The 12,226-nt window shown below is 38.2% G+C and carries 12 protein-coding genes; 6 read left to right on the top strand and 6 right to left on the bottom strand.

Going from position 1 to position 12,226, the window contains the following annotated elements; all coding sequences use genetic code 11:
- Positions 1-180: 180 nt before the first annotated feature.
- From hemE to hemA, 6 genes are all read right to left on the bottom strand, one after another.
- On the bottom strand, positions 181-1,212 hold the full coding sequence (gene hemE, locus BUC06_RS05420; protein ID WP_073330757.1) for a uroporphyrinogen decarboxylase: 1,032 nt from the start codon (positions 1,210-1,212) through the stop codon (positions 181-183).
- A gap of 66 nt (positions 1,213-1,278) precedes the next feature.
- A complete protein-coding gene (locus BUC06_RS05415) occupies positions 1,279-1,950 on the bottom strand; it encodes a uroporphyrinogen-III synthase (protein WP_073330753.1) in 672 nt (223 codons plus the stop codon).
- Positions 1,950-2,606, bottom strand: coding sequence for a peptidoglycan recognition protein family protein (locus BUC06_RS05410; protein ID WP_073330750.1), 657 nt, complete (start codon positions 2,604-2,606; stop codon positions 1,950-1,952). The genes BUC06_RS05415 and BUC06_RS05410 overlap by 1 nt, the downstream gene beginning before the upstream one ends.
- A gap of 9 nt (positions 2,607-2,615) precedes the next feature.
- Positions 2,616-3,197, bottom strand: coding sequence for a DUF1287 domain-containing protein (locus tag BUC06_RS05405; protein WP_073330747.1), 582 nt, complete (start codon positions 3,195-3,197; stop codon positions 2,616-2,618).
- A gap of 45 nt (positions 3,198-3,242) precedes the next feature.
- Complete coding sequence (gene hemC / locus BUC06_RS05400; protein WP_073330744.1) at positions 3,243-4,151, bottom strand: hydroxymethylbilane synthase; 909 nt, start codon at positions 4,149-4,151, stop codon at positions 3,243-3,245.
- A complete protein-coding gene (gene hemA, locus BUC06_RS05395; protein WP_073330741.1) occupies positions 4,138-5,412 on the bottom strand; it encodes a glutamyl-tRNA reductase in 1,275 nt (424 codons plus the stop codon). Before hemA ends, hemC begins: the two co-directional genes overlap by 14 nt.
- A gap of 401 nt (positions 5,413-5,813) precedes the next feature.
- On the opposite strand from hemA, the gene BUC06_RS05390 reads away from it, so the two are divergent.
- From BUC06_RS05390 to BUC06_RS05365, 6 genes are all read left to right on the top strand, one after another.
- Positions 5,814-6,839: a rod shape-determining protein gene (locus tag BUC06_RS05390; RefSeq protein ID WP_034700899.1), complete on the top strand. Its 1,026-nt coding sequence runs from the start codon at positions 5,814-5,816 to the stop codon at positions 6,837-6,839.
- Between the two features lie 28 nt (positions 6,840-6,867).
- Entirely contained in the window at positions 6,868-7,722 is an 855-nt protein-coding gene (gene mreC, locus BUC06_RS05385) for a rod shape-determining protein MreC (RefSeq protein ID WP_073330738.1), read from the top strand.
- Positions 7,715-8,221 (top strand): hypothetical protein, encoded by a 507-nt coding sequence (locus tag BUC06_RS05380; protein ID WP_047450943.1) that lies wholly within the window; start codon positions 7,715-7,717, stop codon positions 8,219-8,221. Before mreC ends, BUC06_RS05380 begins: the two co-directional genes overlap by 8 nt.
- Positions 8,218-10,224, top strand: coding sequence for a penicillin-binding transpeptidase domain-containing protein (locus BUC06_RS05375; RefSeq protein ID WP_073330735.1), 2,007 nt, complete (start codon positions 8,218-8,220; stop codon positions 10,222-10,224). The genes BUC06_RS05380 and BUC06_RS05375 overlap by 4 nt, the downstream gene beginning before the upstream one ends.
- Positions 10,221-11,450 (top strand): rod shape-determining protein RodA, encoded by a 1,230-nt coding sequence (gene rodA / locus BUC06_RS05370; RefSeq protein ID WP_073330732.1) that lies wholly within the window; start codon positions 10,221-10,223, stop codon positions 11,448-11,450. The genes BUC06_RS05375 and rodA overlap by 4 nt, the downstream gene beginning before the upstream one ends.
- Positions 11,451-11,555: 105 nt before the next feature.
- Positions 11,556-12,134 (top strand): pentapeptide repeat-containing protein, encoded by a 579-nt coding sequence (locus tag BUC06_RS05365; RefSeq protein WP_073330729.1) that lies wholly within the window; start codon positions 11,556-11,558, stop codon positions 12,132-12,134.
- Positions 12,135-12,226: the final 92 nt, after the last annotated feature.

The following is a 12,226-nucleotide window of genomic DNA, read 5'->3' as shown; positions in this document are numbered from 1 at the left end:
GTCTGAAAAAAGTAGAACTGGAATTTGGATTACACGCTTTAGCACATAACCTAAGAAAGAAAGTTGCCTGAAGAGGACAACTTTTTCCTTTTTTGGACAATAAAACAAAGTTCAACTAAAATAAAATCCGTCTCGCAAATTGGTTGTGAGACGGATTCCTTGTTTTTTATGAAATAAATCTTAAATAGTCGGTTTCCAATCCACAACAGCTCTAATAAACGCTTCTGCATTTTCCACAGGGATATTGGGTAAAATTCCGTGTCCAAGATTCGCAATATACCGGTCTTTTCCAAAACGGTTGATCATCTCAGTGACCATCTTCTTAATTGTTTCCGGACTGGAGTGTAATCTTGCAGGATCAAAATTTCCCTGAAGCGTCATCGTATGGTTCGTTAAGGTTCTTGCAAGCTCAGGCTTAATCGTCCAGTCAACCCCTAAAGCAGATACTTTAGACATCGTCATGTCTTCAAGGGCAAACCAGCATCCTTTTCCGAATACCACCACATGGGTAAGAGGGCTTAAGGCTTCAACGATCTGGTTGATATACTGCCACGAGAATTCCTGATAATCAGCAGGAGAAAGCATCCCTCCCCATGAATCAAATACCTGAACGGCAGAAACACCTTTTTCAACTTTTCTTTTTAAATAGGCAATTGTAGTATCTGTGATTTTCTGAAGCAATAAATGAGCGGCTTCCGGCTGCTGGAAACAGAAGGATTTTGCAATATCAAAAGCTTTGCTTCCTTTTCCTTCCACGCAATAGCATAGAATCGTCCATGGTGAACCTGCAAAACCGATCAGTGGAATTTCGTTATCTAATTTAATTAATGTAAGCTCAATAGCATCAAAAACGTATCCTAAAGTATCATCCACGTCAGGTACCACCACATTCTGAACCTGTTCCATTGTTCTGATTGGATTATCTAACCACGGGCCAACATTTTCTTTCATTTTAAAATCAATTCCCATGGCCTGGGGAACTACCAAAATATCAGAAAACAGGATCGCTGCATCCAAAGGGAATCTACGGATCGGCTGCACGGTGATTTCCGAAGCCAATTCTGGAGTCTGACATCTCGTAAAGAAATCATATTGATCACGAAGAGCAATAAATTCGGGCAGATATCTTCCGGCCTGTCTCATCATCCATACTGGTGGTCTTTCTACAGTTTCTCCACGGAGTGCTTTTAAATATAAGTCGTTTTTAATCATAATTTATTTAAACTAATACGGCCGTTCCCGGCACTCATTATTTTTATCAGCCAAACTTGTAGCTGCTCAAAGTTCCTTTTTTATCAGCCCAAAAATAGAGGCCAGATTATTTTCTTCCGAGGTAAATATTTTTTCTTTTGTATATTTTCTCAGTTCACCGGAGGTCGTTTCTCCGATTGAAAAAATCTTCATGCCTTCTAAAGAATTGAGTTTTGCAAAACTACGAACTCCACTTGGACTAAAAAAAACTGCGGCATGATATTTTTCAGATATTAAAGGCTGAATTTCTTCTGTCTTGTAGATCGTAATCTTTTTGTAGCGGATATTCTGCAAGGGAAGTTCCTGGTCCAAAACATCGATGGCCAGATTACCGCAAAAATGAAGAAATTGCTCGTGCTGGCACTTTCCGGTAATAAATCTCGAAAGCGTTTCAGCATTTTTCAGTACTTTGAATGTTCCAAAGCCGTATTTCCTTAGTTCACGTTTTGTTTTTTCACCAACACAGTAGATCTTGTTGTAATTTTTTGCCGTAAAATCTTCGTTAGGCTTAAATTGATTTTTAAAAAATGATCTCACACCGTTGACACTTGTAAATATCAGGGAGTGATTTTTCAAATCGAATGCAGCTGTTTTTATAGGTTCAGTTCTAATTACCTCAATACAATCCGCCGAAATATCCGATCCTAATTCTTTGGATAATAATGGGGTATCTATGGTCTTGGTAAATAGAATTTTCATTAGGGTTGATCTTTTAAATGTAAATCAGTAATTAACAGTCTCACTTTTTTCATGAAATCTTTGCCTGGATCTTCTTTTGCTGTAAAATAATCAGGGTCTGTTTCCTTCCAGAGATTGGAACCCCTAAATATACCATATTCTGAGTGTCCTATAAGATATTCTATACTGTATTTTTTAGTTAAGTGTCTAATTAATTGTGCGTTTGCTAAAATTTGTTTTTCTGTGAGCGGCTGGCTTTTGCTGCCAATGTTTTCAATGCCGATAGCACAATAATTGAGTCCTATAGTATGTCTTGCAAACCTGTTGGGATCCATCAGCTGGTAGATCGTTCCATCCCTGTCGACAATAAACTGCGAAGAAACATTAAGTGTGCTTTGCTTCTTTAAAACATTTCTCGCAGACTCCAGATGAGTCTTATTGAAATATTTATAATTGGTTTCAACAGTTCCGCCAGCGGTGTAATGCAGTACGATCATCTTAGGCGAAATGGTTGCTGAACTCTGAACGATATTATAGTGACTTTTAAGATATTCCAGACTTAAGCGAACTCTTTCCGGAGAATAGTCAATAGGTTTATTGATGATTGTAAATTCATTGGTCTGAGCTTTCGTACAACAGACTATCAATGTAAAGAAAGCATACATAAGATTTTTCATAAAAGGAGCCTATTTCTGGTATTGATAATGTCCTGTAATCGTGTATTTAAAAAGGACATCTTCCATCACCTGTCCGCCACCTATATTATGGACAATCAAAAACCTCTTTCCATCAGTAGATTTTTTATTCACAACAATTCCGATATGCGTCAAATTTCCGGGTAAAAGCCAGGTAACAATATCTCCTGGAATATAAAGTGAAGGATTGGTTTCAATGGATTTTGTTTTTCCAAATGTAGAAAAAAATACGGCAAGGTTCGGAACCCTGCGATGATCGATATTTGTGTCCGGTTTTTTCAATCCCCAGATTTTTGGATATTTTGAGAAGTTTTTCGCCATATCCTCGTGTACTTCCTTTTGCAGATCAATTCCTAATTTTCTATACGCTCTTATAACAACGTCGGTGCAGACTCCTTTATCTGCAGGAACGTCGCCATCAGGATATTTGAGTATAAAATAAGTGGGATCGTATCTGATTGTGTGATCGATTAATCCCAAAGCAGAATCAGATAACTGAAGCGCAAATTTATTCTGTGCGTTTGTGATAAACACGCAGAATATAAGTAGGAGTAAAAACAGGGACTTTTTCATTGTTTGTACATAAGAATATTAAAGTACAAATAGACTCAAAAGTTTTTAATAAGAATTTTTAATTTCAGTCATTAGTTCCTTACCTCCGTTTTCAAGGACAATCTTAGCGAACTTTTCTCCGAAATTCTCAGTTTCATTATATTCAAAACTTTCGTCGGTAGCGATACAGTTTTTACCATCTAAAGAGCAAAGAGCAGCTTTGAAACGGACCTGATTTTCGATGATTTCAGCAAAAGCTCCGATTGGGGCAGTACATCCGCCTTCCAGGGTGCTCAGGAAATTTCTTTCGATCTCTACACAGATCTGGGTTTTCTTATGGTTGATTTGTGCTAAGATCTCATTGATCTCGGTTTTTTCTGAATGTCCTGCAACAGCAATCACTCCCTGAGAAGCAGCTGGGATCATTAATGGAAGCATTTCATAGTCAATGTCCATTTTCATTCTCTTAATACCTGCCAGAGATAAAATCGTTGCATCAAAATCTCCGTCCTCCAGTTTTTGAAGACGCGTCTGGATGTTTCCTCGTATGTCTGAAAACTCAGCGTGAGGATAATTCTTTAACCAGAATGCTCTTCTTCTCAAACTGCTGGTGGCCAGTTTCAGCTCATGGAATTCTTTATTTCGTGCAGATTCTTTTCTGATCAGAACATCCTGTGGGAAATCTCTTTCCAGATACGTGATGATCTCAATATTTTGCGGAAGCTGAGTTGGAACATCTTTTAAAGAATGTACAGCAATATCAATCTCATCATTCAACAGGGCGACATCAAGGTCTCTTGTGAAAACCCCGGTGATTCCTAAAGAATAAAGCGGTTGATTTAAGTTCTTATCGCCCGAAGAGACGATAGGAATGATTTCCGTTAAATAATTGCGGTTTTGAAGGTTCCTTGCAACCTCTCTTGCCTGCCAAAGTGCCAGTGCGGAATTTCTTGTTCCGATCCTAATGCTTTTCATTGAATTCGTTGTTTGGTTGTTCAACTAATATTTCGTGCATTAATTTACTAATTTCTTCGGCTTTTAAAGGGTTGTCGATGATAAATTTTGCAAAACGGTTGGTGATTTTCTGGATCATTTTGTCAGAAAGCTCCATGTCCGTGATGTTGATGTATTTATTTTTTCTGTAAAAGTTATGCATTTCATTACGTTCCATATTCTTCAGAACAGCTTTGAAATGGTGAATGTTTGGGGCCAGCTTTCTCTTTTTTTCCCATTCCAGAAACTCTTTCATCAGTTCTTTGATGATTTTTTCAGCTTTCGGAATTTCTTTTTCACGCTGCTGAATCGTCTCCTGGATCTGTTTGGAAAGCTCATCTACATCAATCAGGGTTACATTTTCATTTTCCGTAACGTTTTTTTCAACGTTGTGCGGAATCGATAGATCAATCACAAGGGTTTCCTTTCCGTTCGGGAAGTGAGACTTATTGATGATAGGATGTTTTGCTCCCGTCGCAACAATGAGGATATCGGTTTCTTTTAATTCTTTGTCAAAATCAGAATAGTCAACGTGAGGAATATGATATTTTTCGGAAATTTTTTCAGCTTTCTCCTGAGTTCTGTTGGCAATTTTAATTTTAGGCTGATACACATGTTTTACCAGGTTTTCAACCGTATTCTGTCCAATTTCACCTACGCCCAAAAGAAGAATGTTCTTTTCCGTAATTTTTTTCTGGTTGTTTAAAATATAATGAACAGCTGCATAAGATACCGATGCAGCACCAGTGGAAATTCCGGTTTCATTCTTAATTCTTTTCGAAATCTGAATAGCAGCATTAATGGCTCTTTCCAGATAAGGATTGGAATTCTGCCTCTCTTTTTTAAACCGGCTGTACGCTTTTTTGATCTGTCCGATGATCTCAAAATCCCCGATGATCTGGCTCTCCAGTCCTGCTGCTACTCTGAACAGATGGATAAGCGCCTCTTCCTTGGTCAGAATATTGGCAAACTGAAGAAAATCTGTAAGATGTACTCCAATCGTTTTGCAGTATTCTTCTGCGATCAGAAGATAATTCGGTGAAGTGGTATAGATCTCGGTCCTGTTACAAGTGGAAACCACAAATGCATCCCCTAAATCCACATTGTGAATTCTGGTGACAAAGTTTTTGATATTCTCATCAAAAAATGCAAATTTACCCCTCGTTTCTGCATCTGCTTTTTCATAGCTGATGGAAAGCACAGCAAAATTCGATGTTTGATGGATGTTGGAATACTGTAACATAAGCAGTGCAAATTTACGGTTTTTTTAATTAATCATCCTCTGATAATGTATATGATAATTATCGTGAAAAACTATTGTTAAAAAATAGAGGGAAGTCAGATGTGAAGAAATGATAGATGGTTTCAAATGGAGTATTGTTGTTTGAAAATCGCTTATAATCAGTTCTTTATTGGTTTTTCGTTGTGTTCCTGTTGCTGTTTTTGATTTAATTGCCTTTCATTCCCCTGTTTTCTTGTTTGGTCCCATTAATTTTAGTTTAAATAAGGCTCTGTAAATGATTAAATCAAAACTTAATAAAGAATTGTGAATTTTAATAAAATTTTAACCAAATTATATGCAGGTTAAATTTCTTTAGTGGTGTTAAATTCATATCTTTGTAAACTTAAAATCAGAAGGAAAATATGAGTTTATTCGATATGTTTACGCAAGAAATTGCGATAGACCTTGGTACTGCCAACACCCTAATCATCCATAATAATAAAATTGTTATAGATCAGCCTTCAATTGTTGCAATTGAACGTTCTACGGGTAGACCTATTGCGGTCGGTGAGCAGGCTAAGCATATGCAGGGTAAAACTCATGAGGATATCAAAACGATCCGTCCACTGAAAGATGGGGTGATCGCTGATTTCCATGCTTCTGAACACATGATTAAAGAATTTATCAAAAAGATTCCCGGAATCAAAGGTAGATTCATACAGCCGGCACTGAGAATTGTAATCTGTATTCCTTCTGGTATTACTGAAGTTGAGAAAAGAGCCGTTAGAGATTCTGCTCAGAAAGTGAATGCGAAAGAAGTAAGATTGATCTATGAGCCAATGGCTGCCGCAATAGGAGTTGGAATCGACGTACAGAAGCCTGAAGGAAATATGATCATCGATATAGGTGGTGGTACTACGGAGATTGCTGTGGTTGCCTTAGGAGGTATTGTTTGTGACAAATCGGTGAAAATTGCAGGAGACGTGTTTACCAATGATATCGCTTACTATCTCAGAACTCACCACAACCTTTACATCGGAGAGAGAACGGCTGAGAGAATCAAAATTGAAGTAGGTTCTGCAGTGGAAGATCTTGATGTTGATATTGAAGATATTCCGGTACAGGGTAGAGATCTTATTACAGGGAAGCCAAAAGAAATCATGGTAGGGTATAAGGAAATTGCTCGTGCATTAGACAAATCTATCATCAGAATTGAAGATGCAGTTATGGAAACACTTTCTCTTACACCACCGGAATTGGCTGCTGATATTTATAAAACGGGTATCTATCTTGCGGGAGGAGGTGCTTTATTGAGAGGTCTTGCAGACAGATTGCACAAAAAGACCGGTCTTCCTGTGTTTGTAGCAGAAGATCCGTTGAGAGCTGTTGTTCGCGGAACCGGTATTGCCCTTAAGAATATGGATAAATTCAATTTCTTAATTAAATAATTTTAACCTTTTACGACTATATATCTGAATGGGATTTTTGCTGAGACTATTTTCGAAGAACGCCCTCTTTGTCTTCTTTATATTCCTGCAGATTGTTGCTCTGGTTCTGATATTCTCTAAAAACGCCATGCAGAAATCATGGGTAGCTGGCCAGTCGGCTGCGCTGAATTCATGGATTTCGGGGTATATTGATGAAGGAGTTTCATATCTGAAACTGAAACAGATCAACGAAGATCTTGTGGCTCAGAATAAGTCGCTGATGATTCAGCTCTATGGAAAAGAAGGGGCGAAAAATCCTGTATTCAAAAAAGTTCATGATACTTTAGGTGGCGGGCAGATCTATACTTTTGTAGATGGTGAAATCGTATTTAACAGTATCAACAGAAGAAATAATTACTTTACAATCAACCGTGGCCGCAGAGATGGGGTTTTTCCTCAGATGGGCGTAATGGCTCCCAAAGGAATTGCCGGAATTGTAATCAACTCTACAGACAGCTATGCTTTGGTTCAGTCTGTTTTGAGTGTTAATAAAATCAGAATCAACGCTTCGTTGAAAAACTCAGGGTACTTTGGAACTTTAACCTGGAATGGTGATAATTCAAGAGTAATGCACCTTGCAGACATTCCTAAATATGTGGCTTTGAAAGTTGGAGATACCGTTGTTACAGATGGCAAATCCGCTATTTTTCCGAAGGGAGTAATGATAGGCACTATTGCAGGATATTCTGTAGATAACAAGACTGGTTTCTGGGATATCTCAGTGGAACTGAGCGAAAAAATGGGTGCGCTGAGCAAGGTATTTGTAGTGAAAAACCTTAAAAAAGCAGAAGTACAGAGAATTCAGGATACATTGCAGACCGTAATAAAAAAAGAAAATGATTAGCAGGACTCTATTTACCGATATATTGATCATGATCTTCCTGGTTGCATTACAGATTTTTGTACTCAACAAGATCATTCTTTTCGGAAAGTACACACCGGTTCTTTATCCGGTTTTTGTCATGTTTTATCCTTTCTTCAGAAATAAATATCAGTTTTTAGCTTTAAGCTTTTTAATCGGACTTTCTGTAGATGCGTTCCTCTTTTCATGGGGAATCAATGCATTTGCGACTACCCTTATTGCTTATTTCAGAACATTGATTTTCAGAACTTCCACAGATACTTCCACAGACTTTTTCTCTTTTCAGTCCCTTCAGTGGGCACAGTTTTTACTGTTTCTTTTTTCAAGTATCTTTCTGCACCAGCTTTTAGTGCAGTACATTGAATTTTTTAAATTTAGCCGTTTTTTCGAAATATTACTTAATGTAGTGATAACAAGTATAATTTCCTTTATATTTATCGTTGTTTACGCATTAATATTTAAAATCAAACAAAAAGTTTGAACACACGTTATTTAAAAATCTTTTCCATATTAGTTGTCATCGCCATTATTTTTGTGGCGAGGCTTGCTTATTTACAGTTATTTACAGACCGTTATGCCTTAAATGCGGCTAATACCTCCATCAAAACGGAATACGTCATCCCGCAGAGAGGGGTGGTCTTCGACAGAAATGGAAAGATCCTGGTGGGAAACCAGCCGGCTTATGAGATTTCCTTTACGCAGGCCTTAATGAAACCCGATTTTGATACTTTGGGTTTCTGTACTCTTATGCAGATCAGCAAAACTGATTTTATCAAAAGAATCGATATTATTAAGAAAGAAAAATACTATTCAAAGCTGACCCCTATGACCTTTTTAAAGGACCTCAGCAGAGAAGATATTGCCAGGGTGCAGGAGATTATTTTCAAATATCCCGCATTCAGTATCGTATCAAGACCTCAGCGTCAGTATGAGGTAGGCACTTCCGGAAACCTTTTGGGGTATACCAGTGAAGTGAATGAAAGAGAAATAAAAAAAGATTCAGCCTACTATCTTCCGGGAGATTTTATCGGTAAAACAGGAGTTGAAAAATCATATGAAAAAGAACTTCGCGGGATTAAAGGCATCAAGTATATCCAAAAGGATATCAGACTTCGCAATATAGGATCTTATAAAAACGGAACTTTAGATAAAGATGTGGTTACCGGAAAAGATATTACTTTAACAATTGATTACGATCTTCAAAGGATGGCAGAAGAAATGCTCGTCGGTAAACATGGAGCTATCGTTGCCATTGATCCTAATAATGGTGAAATTCTCACCATGGCCACAGGACCGGATATTGATCCTAATTTATTTACCGGACCTTATAAATCTAAAAATCTTTACGCGCTTTCTAAAGATACCTTATACGAAAACAAACCTACTTTTGACAGGTCTGTTCAGGCGGCTTATCCTCCGGGATCTACTTTCAAGTTGCTGACCGCTCTTGCAGGAATGCAGATGGGGGTTATGGATGAAAATACAGTTTTCCCTTGTGGTGGCGGATTTTTCTACAGAGGTTTAAGAATTAAAGGGCATGGAGGAGCAGACCCTCTTATTCCTTCTATCCAGGTTTCGAGTAATTGCTACTTTTCTCACGCTTATATAGCCATTATGAATAAGTATCCGGGAGACCCTTCAAGAGGAGTTGACGAATGGAAAAAAATCATGAGCAGCTTTGGGGTAGGCGAATATCTGAACAACGATATTGCTGTAGGCTCGCCTGGAAGAATTCCTTCCGGTAAATTTTATGAAAAAAGGAGCGGCAAAAAAGACTGGAGTTCTGCCTATACAATGAACGGTTCTATCTTCAACGGAATGGGACAGGGAGATGTATTGGTCACGCCTCTTCAGTTGGCAAACTACGTTGCGGCTATTGCCAACAAAGGCTGGTTTTATACGCCTCATATCGTTAAATCGATTGACGGAAAGCCAAATCCGGATAAAAGATTTAAAACAAAACATAAAACCCTTGTAGATCCTAAACACTTCGAGCCTGTATTGAAAGGGATGGAAGCGGTGGTGTTAAGGGGTACAGCAAGAAGTTTGAAATCCAATGACTTTACCCAACTTGCCAAAACAGGGACTGCACAGGTTCCACAAGGAAAAGATAACTCAATCTTTGTTTTAATTGCTCCTGCAGATAAACCAAGGATTGTGGTCGCTGCTGTAATGGAACATGCAGGATTTGGAGCAACATGGGCAGGACCTGCCTGTACTGTGATTGCTGAAAAGTACATCACAGGAGATCTGAAGCGAGAAAATCTTTACAAAAAGATGACCAGTGCCAGCTTTATGCCCGAATACAAAAGACAGTGGGTAGCAGATCTGAAACGTAAAGGTTTATACAAGGACCCTAAGGAAGATTCTGTTAAGCTAAAAAGAAAGCAGGATAGTCTGAGATTTATTAAAGAGCAGAAAATAAAACTGCAGAAGAAAATAGACGAAGAAACAAAGAACAACGCTAAAAAAGTAAAGCAATGAAGTGGGCAGAAGGGATAGATAAACTTGGTCTTGGGCTGTATTTCGCGCTTTGTATTTTTGCAATTGCTAATATTTACAGTGTTGACCAGAAATTAGGAGAAAAACAATTGGTTTTTTTCTGTATTTCTTTATTTGTCGGACTTATAATATTCGTTGGAAGAAGTAAGTTCTTTGAAAACATGGCGGGGATTATTTATATCGGTGGTGTTTTACTTTTGATCGGACTTTTTCCTTTTGGAAAAGAAATTCTGGGTCAGAAAAACTGGTATAAATTCGGAAGTTTCACCATGCAGCCGGTTGAGTTTGCCAAGATCGGAACTGCTTTAATGCTGGCCAATTATGTCTCCGGACCGGATTTTAATCTTAAGATTAAAAAATCACTCTGGACTGTTCTGGCCATTATCGGAATTCCGGCTGCTGTTGTTCTGGCGATTCCGGATGTAGGTTCCATGCTAGTATTTATCGCATTTTTTATTGCATTATATAGAGAAGGATTGAGCGGACTTTTGTTTGGGGTAGGATTTGTATTTGCCGGTGTCTTTTTGATCGCTCTGGCTATTCCTCCTATTTATGTAGCACTAGCCGTTGTTATCATTGCAGGGGTATTGATCGCCATGAACTATCACAGAATGTCATGGGATGTCATTTCTATTTCAGGAATTGCAGGATCCATTATTTTATTGTGCGGTTTGGCTTTCGGCTCACCTTATATTCTGGAAAAACTTCCAAAACACCAGAGAGAAAGAATTGAGGTTCTTTATAAAGGAGAAAAAGCATTCAGAGATACCTCCGGGTACAACTTATTATATTCCAAAACCGCTATCGGATCGGGTGGCGTTCTGGGCAAAGGATACCGGGAAGGATCGGTAACACAGGGGAAATTTGTTCCTGAGCAGGAAACTGATTATATTTTCTGTACAGTAGGGGAAGAATGGGGCTTTGTAGGAAGCGCAATTCTCGTTTTATGCTATATGGTGTATATCGGACGTATTTATTACCTGGCAGAACAGCAGAAGTCCACCTTTAACCGTGTATTTGGGTATTGCTTTGCTTCTATCCTGATGCTTCACTTTACCATCAATCTGGGAATGGTAATGGGGCTTTTTCCAACTGTAGGTATCCCGCTTCCTTATTTCAGCTACGGAGGAAGTTCACTTCTTGCCTTTTCGATGATGACTTTCATTTTCTTTAAACTCAATTATTCAGATAAGAACAGCTTGGTTTAAGCGTTGGAAGATGAGGTCTTTTTGCCGCTTCTCATACGACCAATATAAAAGCTTCATTGCCATCAGAAGAGTAGAACAAGCAGTATTTAAAGAATAGAGGTAAATATGAAACAGACATACATTTCAGATCAGGATTTTCAAAACATCAATTGTACTGACCAGCCTTTTGAAAGAGGAGAGTACGAAAACTGTACCTTCAGAAATTGCAGCTTTGAATATGCAGATCTTTCCGGTTTCAGTTTTACAGACTGCGAGTTCATCACCTGTAATCTAAGTATGACAAAACTCGTTAAGACAGCTTTTCGCTCGGTTTATTTCAAAGAATGCAAAATGTTCGGACTTCAGTTTAATGAATGTAACGGCTTTGGTCTTTCATTTACTTTTGACGGATGCGCACTCAATAATGCGGTCTTCTATACTACTTCAATTAAGAAAACGGTCTTTAAGAATTCAAAATTAATTGAAACCGATTTTGCGGAATCTGATCTCTCTCAATCAGTATTTAAAAACTGTGACCTTTCCGGAGCCATTTTCGATCGTACAAACCTTGAAAAAGCAGATCTGAGAACTTCCTTCAATTATTCCATAGATCCTTCCGTCAATCGCCTTAAAAAGGCTAAATTTTCACTTTCTGAAGTGCATGGACTTCTGTATAAGCTGGATATTGAAATTGACCGGAATTAGAGGTTAGAAGTTAGAGGGTGGACACCACGAGAACATCTGTTATTCTGAAAATCTACACATAAATAATTCAATAGAGGTGGGTTTTAACAATA

The organism is Chryseobacterium carnipullorum, from assembly GCF_900142785.1.
In the GTDB taxonomy this organism is placed as follows: domain Bacteria; phylum Bacteroidota; class Bacteroidia; order Flavobacteriales; family Weeksellaceae; genus Chryseobacterium; species Chryseobacterium carnipullorum.
The sequence above is the reverse complement of the archived record's forward strand: the minus strand, read 5'-3'. Positions and strand labels throughout refer to the sequence as shown.